The organism is Bizionia paragorgiae (genome assembly GCF_900107625.1).
Classification (GTDB): Bacteria; Bacteroidota; Bacteroidia; order Flavobacteriales; family Flavobacteriaceae; genus Bizionia; species Bizionia paragorgiae.
The window spans coordinates 34,724-50,111 of the sequence record NZ_FNQK01000010.1; the positions used below are offsets into that span (position 1 = coordinate 34,724).

General features: G+C 33.9%; 16 protein-coding genes. 6 read left to right on the forward strand and 10 right to left on the reverse strand.

The genetic code is table 11. The features are described from left to right. The first annotated feature begins 6 nt into the window (after positions 1–6). Complete coding sequence (gene folE / locus BLV64_RS08705; RefSeq protein ID WP_092134106.1) at positions 7–603, forward strand: GTP cyclohydrolase I FolE; 597 nt, start codon at positions 7–9, stop codon at positions 601–603. Positions 604–702: 99 nt separating this feature from the next. After that, positions 703–1,002, forward strand: coding sequence for a hypothetical protein (locus BLV64_RS08710; RefSeq protein WP_092134108.1), 300 nt, complete (start codon positions 703–705; stop codon positions 1,000–1,002). 57 nt (positions 1,003–1,059) lie between these two features. Here the strand turns inward: BLV64_RS08710 and BLV64_RS08715 are convergent, their stop codons facing one another. From BLV64_RS08715 to BLV64_RS08750, 8 genes are all read right to left on the reverse strand, one after another. Beyond that, positions 1,060–3,318 carry a TonB-dependent receptor gene (locus tag BLV64_RS08715; RefSeq protein ID WP_092134110.1) on the reverse strand — a complete coding sequence of 753 codons (2,259 nt, stop codon included), beginning with the start codon at positions 3,316–3,318 and terminating at the stop codon, positions 1,060–1,062. 73 nt (positions 3,319–3,391) lie between these two features. Continuing rightward, positions 3,392–3,724: a hypothetical protein gene (locus BLV64_RS08720; protein ID WP_092134112.1), complete on the reverse strand. Its 333-nt coding sequence runs from the start codon at positions 3,722–3,724 to the stop codon at positions 3,392–3,394. Then, on the reverse strand, positions 3,725–4,219 hold the full coding sequence (locus BLV64_RS08725; protein WP_092134114.1) for a DUF6787 family protein: 495 nt from the start codon (positions 4,217–4,219) through the stop codon (positions 3,725–3,727). 27 nt (positions 4,220–4,246) lie between these two features. Then, positions 4,247–4,687, reverse strand: a complete 441-nt coding sequence (locus BLV64_RS08730; protein WP_092134116.1) for a DUF6146 family protein — start codon at positions 4,685–4,687, stop codon at positions 4,247–4,249. A gap of 90 nt (positions 4,688–4,777) precedes the next feature. Beyond that, complete coding sequence (locus BLV64_RS08735) at positions 4,778–5,416, reverse strand: DUF937 domain-containing protein (protein ID WP_092134118.1); 639 nt, start codon at positions 5,414–5,416, stop codon at positions 4,778–4,780. A gap of 96 nt (positions 5,417–5,512) precedes the next feature. Next, positions 5,513–6,475, reverse strand: a complete 963-nt coding sequence (locus BLV64_RS08740; protein WP_092134120.1) for a D-2-hydroxyacid dehydrogenase — start codon at positions 6,473–6,475, stop codon at positions 5,513–5,515. Between the two features lie 92 nt (positions 6,476–6,567). Beyond that, positions 6,568–7,629, reverse strand: a complete 1,062-nt coding sequence (gene serC / locus BLV64_RS08745) for a 3-phosphoserine/phosphohydroxythreonine transaminase (protein WP_092134122.1) — start codon at positions 7,627–7,629, stop codon at positions 6,568–6,570. Positions 7,630–7,743: 114 nt separating this feature from the next. Next, positions 7,744–8,802: an acyl-CoA reductase gene (locus tag BLV64_RS08750; protein ID WP_092134124.1), complete on the reverse strand. Its 1,059-nt coding sequence runs from the start codon at positions 8,800–8,802 to the stop codon at positions 7,744–7,746. 63 nt (positions 8,803–8,865) lie between these two features. Here BLV64_RS08750 and BLV64_RS08755 point away from each other — a divergent pair, with 63 nt between their 5' ends. Next, complete coding sequence (locus BLV64_RS08755; protein WP_092134126.1) at positions 8,866–9,219, forward strand: 4Fe-4S dicluster domain-containing protein; 354 nt, start codon at positions 8,866–8,868, stop codon at positions 9,217–9,219. Between the two features lie 76 nt (positions 9,220–9,295). On the opposite strand, the gene BLV64_RS08760 is transcribed toward BLV64_RS08755, so the two are convergent. Together BLV64_RS08760 and BLV64_RS08765 are read right to left on the reverse strand one after the other, a co-directional pair. Then, complete coding sequence (locus BLV64_RS08760; RefSeq protein WP_092134128.1) at positions 9,296–9,967, reverse strand: YbaK/EbsC family protein; 672 nt, start codon at positions 9,965–9,967, stop codon at positions 9,296–9,298. An 11-nt stretch (positions 9,968–9,978) separates the two neighbouring features. Further along, the gene (locus tag BLV64_RS08765) at positions 9,979–10,422 is read right to left on the reverse strand and encodes a carboxypeptidase-like regulatory domain-containing protein (protein WP_092134130.1); all 444 of its coding nucleotides are present in this window, start codon (positions 10,420–10,422) and stop codon (positions 9,979–9,981) included. 208 nt (positions 10,423–10,630) lie between these two features. On the opposite strand from BLV64_RS08765, the gene ychF reads away from it, so the two are divergent. From ychF to BLV64_RS08780, 3 genes are all read left to right on the forward strand, one after another. Then, positions 10,631–11,725, forward strand: coding sequence for a redox-regulated ATPase YchF (gene ychF / locus BLV64_RS08770; protein ID WP_092134132.1), 1,095 nt, complete (start codon positions 10,631–10,633; stop codon positions 11,723–11,725). A gap of 9 nt (positions 11,726–11,734) precedes the next feature. Then, on the forward strand, positions 11,735–13,147 hold the full coding sequence (locus BLV64_RS08775; RefSeq protein ID WP_092134134.1) for a glycosyltransferase family 39 protein: 1,413 nt from the start codon (positions 11,735–11,737) through the stop codon (positions 13,145–13,147). Positions 13,148–13,429: 282 nt separating this feature from the next. Further along, positions 13,430–15,280: a DNA topoisomerase IV subunit B gene (locus BLV64_RS08780; protein WP_092134136.1), complete on the forward strand. Its 1,851-nt coding sequence runs from the start codon at positions 13,430–13,432 to the stop codon at positions 15,278–15,280. Positions 15,281–15,388: the final 108 nt, after the last annotated feature.

The following is a 15,388-nucleotide window of genomic DNA, read 5'->3' on the forward strand; positions in this document are numbered from 1 at the left end:
AAGACGATGTCAAACAAAAATTTTGAGGAATATAATATAAAAGTAACCGATGCCATGCAATTGCGTTATAAGTCTATTATTGAAGACTTAGGTGAAAATACAAAACGTGATGGCTTATTAAAAACCCCAGAACGCGCAGCAAAAGCGATGCAGTTTTTAACTCAAGGTTATGAGCAAGATGCGGCTGAAATTTTAAAAAGCGCAATGTTTAAAGAATCGTATAACGAAATGGTTATTGTAAAAGATATCGAGTTGTATTCGCTATGCGAACATCATATTTTGCCATTTTTCGGAAAAGCACATATTGCTTATATTCCTAACGGACAGATTGTAGGGCTGAGTAAAATTCCTAGAATTGTAGATGTTTTTTCTAGGCGTTTACAAGTCCAAGAACGCTTAACTGAGCAAATATTGAATTGTATTAATGAGACGTTAAAGCCCGAGGGCGTAGCAGTGGTGATTGAAGCTTCTCATATGTGTATGATGATGCGTGGTGTTCAAAAACAAAATTCTACGACGACGACCTCTGGGTTTAGAGGTGCTTTTAAAAATATCGAAACGCGAACAGAGTTTTTGAAATTAATTAGTGAAAATTTATCGTAAAAGACGGATACCTAAAAGCCTTTGGTGGTATTGCTAGACGTGTTTTTTAAAAGTGGAATAAAATTTGTATACTTTATTCTATATTAATACAAGAACAGAATGAATTTAAAAGAAACCAATAAATTTAATAAACTAGCTTTAGGATTACTTTTTGATGCCGTAGGTTATGTCAGTTTTATTGTTCCAGGTTTTGGAGAACTGACAGATATAATTTGGGCGCCGCTATCGGCGTGGCTGATGACAAAGATGTACAGTGGAAAGAAAGGTAAAGTAGGGGCGTTTATTTCCTTTGTAGAGGAATTACTACCGGGCTTTGATGTGATTCCGTCGTTTACTCTAATGTGGATTTACACCTACGTCGTTTCACCTTCTAAAGAAGAAATTATTGAAATAAAATAACAGTAAATAAATTAAAAAGCCAGTAAAAATTTACTGGCTTTTTTGTTTTTATAGTAGTTATAAGATGATGTTTAATCCGAGATTAACACTACGTCCCATATTAAATATACCATCACTTTTTAATCGCGATAAATGATTTATATAGGATTTATTCGTTAGGTTACTACCGCTTACGGATACGCCTAAGGTCGTGTTCCATATATTAAAATCACCACCAATACCAGCACTCAATAAACTATATCCGTCCGTTGCCGTTCCAAAAGCACTCGTATTATTTTGTTTAAATGTAGTTTTTAACTTGATAAAGGCATACCCATTATGGAATTGATTTTTATCAAATTCTACACGTACTTTATTTGTAAGGCTATTGGCAGGTATTAAGGGTAAATTGGCGCCGTTATCTTGTTTCCCAGTTACCGATTCAAAACTAGTCTCAATATGTAACCAGTGAATAGGGTGTGGGTGTAAATGCACTCCAATTTCACCACCGTACAACGCGGCATCTTCTTGAAGATATAAAAACACAGGATCGTTATTAACAAGCTCACCATTAGGCGTTAAATAAATGTAATTATTGACCTTATTATAAAAACCATTTGCAAAAAATTCAAAATGCTTATTACCATATTCAATAGTTAAATCAGCTTGAATATTTTGTTCGTTTTTTAAGTCAGAATTACCGATTTCAAAACGGTTTGTTCCTTCATGACTTCCGTAACTAGTAAGTTCCGCTAGGTTAGGTGCTCTAAATCCTGTAGCCATATTTAAACGAACTATAGTGCTTTCAGTAAGGTTTGTTTTTACACCAATCGAGCCATTAAAACTATTGTAATTTTTATTAATACCAGAATTAACATCGATATTTCTAGTGTCAAATCGCGCACCGATTTGTATGTCGGCAGCATTAAAATGAATATGTGAGGTAGCTAATATCCCAAAATCATTGACTGTAGCATCAGGAATTAATTGTTCTTCCCCATAATTTTTATTCGTTTGATTCATCCCTTGAATTCCTACAACCGTTTCAATTTTATCTGTTTTAGGAAAATGGTATTTGATATCGTAGTTCGCTGTTTTTAATTTCATGTGTAATGCAGGTTCTAAAACACCCTCTTCATTAGCTAGATGTAACTCATCTTCGTGATGTTCTTCTTCGCCCTCATGGTCATCATGTTCTTCGTGATGGTCATGGTCATGATGCTCTTCAAACTCTTTTCTATCATTGTAAGTGTAGCCAAACGTGTAGTCTAGTTGTGAATTTTCGAAATAAGAAGTCGATTGTAGACTAAAAATATGATTTGTTAAATCTTGATAAGGTAAAAGGGGAGTACGGTTCGTGTTTTGCACGCCTATACCATCAGTCATTCCCAATTTAGAGTGGTTAACATTATATCTAAAATCTGTTTTAAAATCCGCATTTCGGTAGCCTATACCTGCTTTAAAATCTTGTTCTCTAAAGCGCGTGTTTGTTACTCGGTAATCTTCAGTTTTATAATCCGAATGCTCAGCTAAGCTTCCTCTAAATAGAAATTTCAGGTTGTCTCCTGAAGATTTATACCCTGCATTAGTACTATAACCTTTGGTGTTACTAAAATATTTCCCTTCTATATTTGATACTGAAGAATTTACTGGGGCATATTTTTCAGGGTTTAAATACAACACACCACCTAAAGCATCACTACCATATAATAGGGATGCTGGGCCTTTAATGACTTCCACACTTTCTATACCGGCATCGCTAATCCCTAATCCATGTTCGTCACCGAATTGCTGATTCTCTAATCGTACGCCTTGTGCATACACTAAAACCCTATTCGAACTGAGTCCGCGAATAACAGGTTTTCCAATACTAACTCCGGTAGATACACTTTCTACACCGGCGATAGACGTTAGGCTTTCAGATAAGTTTACTGCGCCTTGCTGCTGTAAAGCCTTGATGTTTGCACGTTCAACCTTCATTACATTTTCACTTTGTAACTTATGAAAAGGTGTTGAAATAATAACTTCCTCCATTTCAATAGCCGAAGGCTTTAATGCGATAATGAGTTGGTCTTGTAATGGGTAAGTGATATTCTGAGAGGCCGTTTGATAACCTACTATAGAAACAATAATGTTATGTGATCCCTGAGAGATACCTTCTAGTGTGAATTCACCATTTTGATTGGTAATGGTTCCTTTTTCTAATTGTGGGAGGTAAACGGTTGCAAATTCTATAGGTTGCTTGGTGTCTTCGTCTATAATGGAACCGTTAATAGTCTCTTGAGAATACAGTTGTGTTACCGCTAATACGAGCAGTAAAGAATAAAAATATTTCATTGATAATGTAATTAATTTAATAAATAGGTTAGTTCACCTCTTAATTAAGAAGTGAAAAGAAAAAAACTATATGTTAAACTAATTGTGGGGGACCTCGAAGTGAGAAGGGAAGACGTTGGTAGTCGCTTATAAAAAAGTACTGTATACTTGAAACTTTAAAGTTTTCTACTTTAGGTAGATATACAAGGTTTTCAAATTCTACTGAAAATACTTGGTTTAATTTAAATTTATAGAACTCACAATCTATATCAATTTCATGAATATGAGTTTCTTTTTCACCCGTACACACCTCGTGTTTATGATCTTCGAAGATATGTACAAACTTAACAACAGTAGGTATGGCAACTGCAAAAACCAAAGCTAGTGCGAGTAATTTTATACTAATATGTTGTTTAACCTGTTGCATTTAATCTACAAATTTCCCTAATCCAAAGCGTCTTATCATTTTCTTTTCAAATTCCCAAAAGAATTTAAATTGACCAAAAAGCCATCCGAAAGTAACTAATAGGATTTGATAAAAAATAAGGCCAATGATAATATATAAAACCCAATAAACATAGATGTTTAAGTTTTCTTTAGTAATTCCTATAAGTTTTATAATAGGTCTACCAACAAATAATGAAGAGGATCCCGTGATAGCAAATACCATAAAAATCCGAATGAGTTCCCAGCGCTGATCTACAACCCATTTTTTCTCTAATTTTTTAAATAAAAAAAGAATAAACTTTAAAAGGATGGTGAAAAGTAGAGCTGTTAATACCAGTTTTACACCAATGTGATAATCGTTTGTAAATAAACCAGCTAGTCTAAAACTAGAATATAGGAGAGCCAAAACTCCTAAAATCGGAAAAATAAATTGCCAATTTTTATCAATATCCCAGCGTGTTTTAAATTGTTCCATAAATATATAATGCAGCGGCAAATATAATTAATTTGTGGGGATTCTACCGTCTAATAAGTTTTGATTATATGTGTTTTGAAAGTAAATAAAGTAGTTGTAGAGCCTATAGTTTAAATCATAGCCATAGTCTATATTCTTTTGGTAGTTAATAGCGTGTGGGTAGAGATTTGCGTTGTAGTGGTCAGGTTGTGATGCTCTTAGGTTCCATTCCGTACTATAACGTATATTTTTATTTTCAAGATCGTTCTGAGTATATGCTCCTTTTGGTTTCGCGTTAGATTGCAACCATGATATAAATTTAGCATCTTGAATCACTAAATCGTATTCTAAATCGTCACCATCAATAGTTAGACTATCCGAAGAATGTGATGAAATTATCTTGTCTTTTTTAGTATCTGTAACTTTGTCGTTAGTTTTACAACTTACAAACAAGCCCAAACTGAGAAGTATTAGAAATATGTTTTTCATAGCGTATTAAAAGTACAATTTATAAGATAAAAAAAGAGCAAAACAGATGTTTTGCTCTTTAAATATATAACACTGTTTTATTTTTTGTGATTATTTACCACCGAAAAGTCCGCCTAGTAAACCGCCTAAACCACCTTTCTTTTTAGAATTACCTAGTACCATTCCAGCAACATCGTCAATAATACTACCGTCACCGTCGGCATCTAATATTTTTTCTAAGAAACTTTGTTCTGAACTAGAGTCATTTCCTCCCAGTAAACCACCAAGTAAACCTGATAAATCATTTGTAGAACTCACATTATTTTGTTGTGCTTGTTTACCTAGAAACCCCATTAAAATGGGAGTAGCCACTTTTAATATCTGATCTACTGATCCGGCATCTAATCCAGATTTTTGTCCGATAATTGATTCTACACCTTGTTTTTTACTCCCTAAAACGTGGTTTAATATTTTCTCACCATCATTCTTCACTTCATCGTCAACACCACCAGAAAAAAGACCACCTAAGTTGTCTAAAATTCCTCCATTATGTTTGCCTTGAATAGCACCTAATAAGCCTTCAGCACCTTGAGGCGTAGAAGCATTGCGTTGCATAGCTTTCATTAATACTGGTAATGCCATCGTTAGTACACTACTCGTTTTGTCTTTATCCTGTCCTGTAGAGTCAGAAACTCCGTTTATTATGGATTGCCCTAGTTCTGAGTTTAATAAATCTAATATTCCTGCCATTGTTTTTTTTTATTACTGTTAATAGGTTTTAAAGTTACAGAAAAAAACTGTAAACAGAAGTCTACAGTTTAATTTAAAACTTTTAAATTGTATTTTTTAGTTCTGCTTTGTTAATAGCAAATTACTAATCTGTTCTGCCAATTCTGTACCAATACGGTCTTGCGCCTCGTTTGTAGCGGCACCAATATGTGGTGTAAGCGATACGCGACCATTCATTAATACTTTTATGGCTGGTTTAGGCTCTTCTTCAAAAGTATCTAATCCCGCGAAGGCTATTTTTCCGCTATCTAAAGCGTCTATTAAAGCCACCTCGTCAATAACACCACCACGAGCAGCATTAACAATTCCTGCACCGTTTTTCATTAAGTCAAACTCTTTTTTACCAATAACATATTCCTTTTGTGCAGGAACATGAAGAGTAACAAAGTCCGATTGCTTTAATAAGTCTTCTAAACTTACCGATTCTATTTCGACATCTATCGATTGTCCGTTGTAAAAAGCAACCGTTATAACCTCTTTACCAATTTCTTTATCGGTAGCTATGACTTTCATACCAACCCCTAAAGCTATTTTAGCCACCTCTTTTCCTATACGTCCGAAACCTACAATACCTAGTGTTTTACCTCTAAGTTCAACACCGTTTGCATAGTTCTTTTTTAATTTTTTAAACTGTGTATCTCCGTCAAGGGGCATATTTCTATTCGAATCATGTAAAAAACGAACACTTCCAAATAAATGAGCAAAAACAAGTTCTGCTACCGATTGTGAAGAAGCTGCTGGAGTATTAATAACGTGAATACCTTTGTCTTTGGCATAATCAACATCTATATTATCCATTCCGACACCACCGCGACCAATAATTTTTAATCCAGGACAAGCATCAATAATTTCTTTTCTAACTGTTGTCGCACTACGTACTAACAGTACTGTAATTTTATTTTCATTTATAAAATTTGCAAGTTGTTCTTGAGCAACTGTTGTTGTCAACACTTCAAATCCTGCTGTTTCTAAAGCTTTAATACCACTTTGAGAAATGCCGTCGTTTGCTAATACTTTCATTTTATTAAGGTTTAATTTTGAAAGAGCTGGTCTATAGGTCATAAAACAGATTTCAACTTAAAATTAATTTATTTTATAAAAATTTATAAATCTTATGCCTTGCTTTCTAATTCACTCATGACTTCAACTAATGCTTTAACACTATCTATAGATAAAGCATTATACATAGAGGCGCGGTAACCACCAACACTTCTATGACCGTTTATTCCGCTAATACCTGCTTCTATACACATAGCTTCAAAAGTTTCTTTTAAATCATCATTTAAAAGTGTGAACGTCGCGTTCATATTCGAGCGGTCCTCCTTTGCTGCAAAGCCTTTAAATAACGGATTTAAATCGATTTCAGAATACATAATCCGTGCTTTCATCTCATTGACTTCTTCAATAGCTTTTACACCACCTAAGTTTTTAAGCCATTCTAAAGTTAACATCGACGTGTATACTGCAAAAACAGGAGGTGTATTAAACATACTGCTTTTATCGATATGAACTTTATAATCCATCATAGAAGGAATTTTACGGGATACTTTTCCTAAAATATCTTCTTTAACAATAACAAGAGTTGTGCCTGCAGGGCCTAAATTTTTCTGAGCTCCAGCATAAATTAAATCAAATTGAGAATAGTCAATAACACGAGAAAATATGTCACTACTCATATCGCAGACCATTGGAATATCCGTTTTCGGAAAACTTTTCATTTGGGTTCCAAAAATCGTATTGTTAGACGTGCAGTGGAAATAATCGTAGTCTGAAGGGATGTCGTATCCTTTAGGAATGTAATTGTAATTGGCTTGTTTTGAAGAAGCAACCTCATAAATATCGTCGTAAATCCGCGCTTCTTTAATAGCTTTATCAGCCCAAGTACCAGTATTTAAGTAACCAGCTCTTTTTTCTAGTAAATTTAAAGCTACCATTAAAAACTGTGTGCTAGCTCCTCCTTGTAAAAATAAAGCTTTGTATCCCTTTCCTTCTAAACCTAGAAGCTCTAAAGCTAAAGCCCTAGCTTTCTCCATAACATCTACAAAAGGCTTACTTCTATGTGAGATTTCTATTATGGATAATCCATTGTCGAAATCTAAAAGCGCCTCTGAGGCTTTAGTTATTACTTCTTTGGGTAAGACACAAGGTCCAGCACTAAAATTATGTAGTTTCATTCAAATGATATTTTAAATCTTAAAAAAAGATTATTTTTTATTAAAACATATTATATAACCGCAAAGGTGACAAATAATGTCTTATTTTATGTTATTAAAATTATAATTTATTAACTAGATTTTCAACAGAAAATCAATGGTATTCATAGCATCTGCATAATCCCACAGTTCGGGTTTTTGTGTTTTTCCAAATGGTATTTCAGAATCAATAATGCCATCGGCAACCACACATTGAATGTCTTCCGCATCAGTATTTAGCTTTTCTTTTAAAGCATCTAGAGCATCGTAATATTCATAAAACACAGTAGCAATAGGAGAGGAGTAGCTTTCATCTTCTTTAATCATTAAAAAGCCATTTTCTAGCATGTCAAACTCACTCATTAAATAAACCGCTTTATTATAATCGTAATTATTAGCGTACTTGTGTTCGTTAATAATGTCATTCCACGGATACATAGCATTAAAAAAGGCATCGAAATTATAGCCCTTAGGTATAAATATCTTAGAAACATTACGACAACCTAACCCGTAGTATCTAAAAATATCTTCAGAAAGGGCAAGCATTTGCTCTTCGGTTTCATTTCCGGTTAACACGGCTACCGAATTTCGGTTTTTTCTAATAATAGAGGGTTTGTCCTTAAAATAATACTCAAAATAACGTGCCGTATTATTACTTCCTGTGGCAATAACCGCATCAAAATCTGTCAATTTACTTTCTGTAAAGGTGATTTTCCCTTTGAAACCAGGTTCTACATACTCTAAATATTTAGCCAAATAGGGTAAGATATGCTTGTCGTTAGACGATTGCTTAACCAACACGGCATGCCCTGAAATTAATACAGATAAAAAGTCGTGAAACCCTACGAGAGGGATATTTCCAGCCATGATAATAGCAACCTGCTGAGGCGATACCTGGTCAAAATCATATTCTTTAAGCCAGAGATTCAGTTGATCTTCTGTTAAACTTTCGGCCCAACCTTGCAATGCAAACGCAAGATTTTTTTGTGTAAACCAGCCGTTGTGTTCTTTGGCAAGTTTTAATTGATGCTTAAATCCATCGAAAAAGATATCATTATAGTCAACCGTTTCATTTTTTACAGGTTCTACTGTTGTAAACTGAGTTAAAAAGTGTCCTAACTTAGTGAAAGCGTTAATTCTTTGATGTAATTTCATATAGTATTTGCTTATGAAAGGTTTTGGCTTTAAATTTGTGCAAATTTAGAAAAAGAAAATGCTATGGCAATTATAATAACAGACGAATGTATAAATTGTGGTGCTTGTGAGCCAGAATGTCCTAATACGGCAATTTATGAAGGAGCTGATGACTGGCGTTATAAAGATGGAACTAGTTTAGAAGGAAATATTGTTTTACCTGACGGAAAAGCGGTAGATGCTGAAGAAGCTCAAGAACCAATTAGTGATGAAGTTTATTATATCGTTCCTGATAAATGTACTGAATGTAAAGGTTTCCATGAAGAACCTCAATGTGCTGCGGTATGTCCAGTAGATTGTTGTGTTCCTGATGATGAACACGTAGAGACAGAAGAAGTGTTATTAGCAAAACAACGCTTTATGCACCCAGAAGATTAAATATCTAAAGGAACCTTAAATAAAAAAAATCCCAAGAACTATCTTGGGATTTTTTTTTGTCTTAATCGTTTTAAGACTATTCTATATCGGACATTTCAAATACGAGATACTCCATAATGCGATCAACATCCGAAAAGCCCTGATCGGTGTTTTCTGTATGAAATGACGAGTAAAATACGGCACCGCTACCAACTTGGAAAGTAAAAGCTAAATCTTTTATTGCTGTTTCAGAACCGGAATTGGTAGAGTAGGTTACAGGACCACTTAACCATGAAATACAGGTGTTAGGATCGTAAGAATCTACCACTTGCCATAAGTTTAGGAATTCATTGATTTCTATAGTATCGTCGATGGTAATTCCGAAATTTAAAAATAACCATGCGTTTAAATTACCATTTAATATGGTAGCGTTTGTAGACAGGGAAATTCCGCTTCTTTCTGGTGTTAAAAAGCTAAGGTAATCTGCGCCACTATTAGTGATACTAGTTAAATAAAGGGAAGCCCAATCGGTGGCGTACAAGAAACCTCTATTGCTAACATAGTTTAAAAGGTTACTATCTAGGTCCGAGAAACCATCGATTAATCCGCAGTTTAGAAATATAATATCATAGGTTTCTAGTAAGGCAGGATCATTTATTAAATCTCCAAAATCAAAACTTACATTAGGTGTTAATTGGGGATTCTGTGAACTGTTTTTATGGTTTTCTGCACCGTGATTGCCATGTTTCGAAGAGTGATTATAAGGCAAACGGCTCGTATTTACACCATCGATAATATCAAATAAAGAAAACCCGTCAGCGGATTTACTAATCCTATATCGACCAATACATTCTCAATATTGTCATAATAACCGGTAACAACTCCAATTTTTGGTAAACTATCAAGCGTAAAATGAGCTAATGTGGTTTCAGAGTTTACGTTTATCTCTTGTTGCGTGGTAAACAACCCTTTTGACAGCTTAAGACGGTAAGCCCCTGCAGGCAGAGCTATATTAAATTCCCCTGTATTATTGGTTAAGGTATTCCCTTTAAGTGTCGCACCTAAATAGGCTTCAACTTTAGCATTAGAAATGGGGTCTTGATTATTAGGAGCCAGTACGGTTCCTGAAATAGTAAAGGCATGTGATTCGGCTTGAATTTCTTCGTTGTCAAAACAAGAAAATAAGAATAAAAAATTTAAACAGCATATTAAAAATGGTTTCATAAGTATTGGTTTATTGATTAATAGTCTTTTAAAATGATCAACATATTTGCGTAGAATGTGTCATTTAATATTAAACAATTAGTGGACGTTTTCTCCTACCTAAAGAATTAAAAAATATAACACTCTATAAATAAGCGTTTTAATGATTCTGTTTTTTAGATTAAAAAATAGTAATAAATAGTATATTTGCGCCACAATAAATTATAATATGAAAGCAGGAATTGTAGGATTACCAAACGTAGGAAAATCGACTTTATTTAATTGTTTATCTAACGCAAAAGCGCAAAGTGCTAACTTTCCGTTTTGTACGATAGAACCTAATATTGGAGTTGTAAACGTTCCAGATACTAGATTAGAAAAGCTAGAAAGCTTAGTGAATCCAGAACGTGTTTTACCAGCTACTGTAGAAATTGTAGATATTGCTGGTTTAGTAAAAGGAGCAAGTAAAGGTGAAGGTTTAGGTAATCAGTTTTTAGCAAATATTAGAGAAACTGATGCTATTTTACATGTATTACGTTGTTTTGATAACGATAATATTGTCCATGTCGATGGTAATGTAAACCCTATAAGAGATAAAGAAACTATAGATATCGAATTGCAACTTAAAGATTTAGATACTGTAGATAAAAAATTAGATAAAGTAAAGAGAGCCGCTAAAACAGGAAATAAAGAAGCGCAAAAGGAAGAAGCTGTTTTATTAAAAATTAAAGCAGGTTTAGAAGCTGGAAAATCTGTTCGTTCTTTAGAATTTTCTGAGGATGAATTTAATGACTATGTAAAACCTTCTCAATTTATTACCGACAAGCCAGTATTATATGTTTGTAATGTTGATGAAGGATCGGCAGTTTCTGGAAACAGCTATGTAGAACAAGTTAAAGAGGCTGTTAAAGACGAAAATGCAGAAGTATTAGTACTTGCTGTAGGAACAGAAGCAGATATTAATGAGTTGGACGATTATGAGGAGCGCCAGATGTTCTTGTCGGACATAGGATTAGATGAAGCGGGATCGGCAAAATTAATTCGTTCGGCTTACAAGTTATTAAACCTACAAACCTACTTTACGGCGGGTGTTAAAGAGGTAAGAGCTTGGACTATACCAGTAGGCGCAACAGCACCTCAAGCTGCAGGAGTTATCCATACCGATTTTGAAAAAGGATTTATTAGAGCTGAAGTGATAGGTTACGACGATTACGCTACCTATGGTAGTGAAGCAAAAGCAAAAGAGGCAGGGAAAATGAGAGTAGAAGGGAAGCAATATATTGTTAAAGATGGCGATGTAATGCACTTCTTATTTAATGTTTAACTTGTGTAAATGATAAAATATATAAATAAAATAAACGATAAACAGATTTTATTTTTTTTAGTGTGTGTGTTAATAGTTGAGTTTTTACTATTAAAACACACACCTTTTTTTTGGGATGGTATCAGTAAGTCTAGGCGTGCTAGCTGGATTTACGCTAATGGACTTACGGAATTCATTTTACCTACAGATAATAATTCTGGTCATCCACCCTTATGGATTACATTATTGGCTGTTTTCTGGACTATTTTTCAGAAAGCTCTTTGGTCTTCAAGATTACTTTTGCTGCTCGTTAATATTGGTGTCGTATGGCAAATTGTGTTGCTGGGTAAAAACAATTTTGTAAAAGGTGTTTCTGCATTTGCAGTATTGTTAGTATGTCTAGAACCCACATTTGTAGCGCAAACAACCAATTTAAACAACGACATGCTACTGTTGTTTTTTACGTTACTGAGTTTAAATGCGCTGATTAAATCAAATTCATTATGGTTTGCATTAGCACTAACTGGGTTACTATTCACCAACCTTAGAGGAATTTATATTGTTGTAGCTATAGCGATAATTCATATCATATACACACGACTCAAATTAATTAAACACACGAAATCCATCTATTTAGCATATTTGGTCGCGTTATTAAGTTTTGCTGTGTTTTGCTATTTTCAATATGAAAAATTGGGCTGGTTTATAATTAGTCAGAATAAAAATTATAATTTGCATAGGCAACCTGTTGGGTTAAATCAAATACTTATAAATGGTATTGTTTATGTAAAAAGCTTTCTAGAATACGGGAGATTTATAATTGCGATATTTCTATTGCCGTTATTGGTGAAATACATAAAAGATAAATCGAATAGAAGTGTTGGGATAGATAGAATTGCAATCGCCTTATTTGTATTTGCTTTAATATTTTTTATAGGTACGGTACCATTTTCTAATCCGTTTTCAGATCGGTATTTCATGGTCTGTTACTTGTTAGCAGTTATCTTGCTGGTAAACTTGTTGGCGCATTATAATGTTGCTAAAAAACCAATCCTATATACTGCGGTTGTTTTGATGTTTGTTTCAGGGCATTTTTGGATTTATCCTGCAACATTGTCACAATCTTGGGATAGTTCATTAGCTTATTTAAACAGTTTTAAGGTTGAAGAAGAAATGGAGCGTTACATAGATTCCGTAGGCATTAAGCCTTCAGATATAGGTACGAGAATTAGGTTTAATGAGCGAGGAAATTCAGAATTTAAAGTATTATCTGAGGCTGAACATTATGCTAAATTTAATATTGAAACAAATAAATTTATATTGCTTTCAAATATTGAAAATGTGACCAAAGACGAGGAATTAAATTATATTATGACTAATTGGACTTTGATTAAAAGTTGTTCTCAACTAGGAGTATTTATGTCATTATATAAAAGAGAATAAATTTCAGAAAGATCTAACTTAAGACTTGAGAATTGTGGAGAAGTAGGCTAAAGTGCTACAATGAAATACTCTGTTTTTTTTAATATAAGTTTATCGTTAACAAAAACTAAAGAAAATAGTGATTAAAATGAGTAATCATCTTATATTAGAGAGTGCATTTTATAAACACTAATGCTATTAATATTTTAATGCATTATTGTTAATTAATTTAGCTAATCCTTATTTCATTTTTTCAATGGTTATAGTATATTAGCAGTCGATCTAAACTTTCTCTTAAACACTATGTCTGAACAAACTAAATATACCGAAGATAATATACGCTCATTAGATTGGAAGGAGCATATTCGTATGCGTCCTGGGATGTATATTGGTAAATTAGGGGATGGATCATCTCCAGACGATGGTATTTATATTTTACTTAAAGAAGTGCTTGATAACTCTATCGATGAGTTTGTTATGGGGGCTGGTAAAACCATAGAAATTTCTGTACAAGGTAGTAAAGTTATTGTCCGAGATTATGGACGTGGAATTCCTTTAGGAAAAGTGGTTGATGTCGTTTCAAAAATGAATACCGGTGGAAAATACGATTCTAAAGCCTTTAAGAAATCAGTAGGTTTAAATGGAGTCGGTACCAAAGCAGTTAATGCCTTGTCGTCTTATTTTAGAGTCGAGTCGTCTCGTGATGGTAAAAGTGCATCGGCGGATTTCGAACAAGGAAACCTAGTTAATGAAGAGTTTCTTGAAGAAACAACACGCCGCAAAGGAACTAAAGTATCCTTTATTCCCGATGAAGTTATTTTTAAAAATTACAAATACCGCAGCGAGTATGTTGTAAAAATGCTGAAGAACTATGTGTACCTAAATCCAGGGCTAACCATAGTTTTTAATGGAGAGAAGTACTTTAGTGAAAATGGTTTAAAAGATCTTTTAGCCGAAAACATAAACGAAAGCGATTTACTCTATCCAATTATACACCTTCGTGGTGATGATATCGAAGTGGCGCTTACACATAGTAAAACGCAATACAGCGAGCAATATCACTCTTTTGTTAACGGACAGAATACCACGCAGGGAGGGACGCATTTATCGGCTTTTAGAGAAGCCTTAGTTAAAACCATTCGCGAGTTTTACGGTAAAAATTTTGACGCTTCAGATATTAGAAAATCTGTAGTTTCGGCAATAGCCATTAAGGTTATGGAGCCGGTTTTTGAGAGTCAGACAAAAACAAAATTAGGATCTACAGATATGGGTGGCGAATTGCCAACGGTAAGAACCTATGTGAATGACTTCTTAAAAACCTATTTAGATAATTATCTCCATAAAAATCCGGAAACTGCCGATAAGATACAACGCAAAATATTACAAGCCGAACGCGAACGTAAGGAACTTTCTGGTATTCGTAAATTAGCAAAAGATCGTGCAAAAAAAGCAAGCTTACACAATAAGAAACTTCGCGATTGTCGTGTGCATTTTGGTGACACTAAAAATGCTAGATACTTAGAGTCCACTTTATTTATTACCGAGGGGGATTCGGCATCTGGTAGTATTACTAAATCTAGAGATGTAAATACACAGGCGGTTTTTAGTTTAAAGGGGAAGCCTTTAAACAGCTACGGACTGACTAAGAAAATTGTTTACGAAAATGAAGAGTTTAACTTGCTGCAAGCAGCACTAAACATTGAAGAGTCTTTAGAAGATTTGCGTTATAATAACGTTGTCATCGCTACCGATGCCGATGTTGATGGTATGCACATTCGATTATTACTAATCACCTTTTTTCTTCAGTTTTTTCCAGAAGTTATAAAAGAAGGCCATTTATATATTTTACAAACGCCTTTATTTCGTGTAAGAAATAAAAAGGAAACCATTTACTGTTATTCGGATGAAGAGCGTGTAGATGCGATAGAAAAACTAAAGCCTAAACCTGAAATCACCCGATTTAAAGGTCTTGGTGAAATTTCACCCGATGAATTTGTCCATTTTATTGGCGAAAACATACGATTAGATCCCGTAATGTTAGACGATAATATGAATATCGAGGACTTATTGTCATTCTATATGGGTAAAAACACACCAGACAGACAAGAGTTTATTATCGATAATTTAAAAGTAGAGTTAGACGTTATTGAATAACGTTTGCGTATAAAATAGTAAATTACCTCCAGCTAATGGGTAATGCAATTAAACAGAATATAAGAATGAATAGTGTTTAGTTGAAAAAGCATAAGCAGATTCATTAAA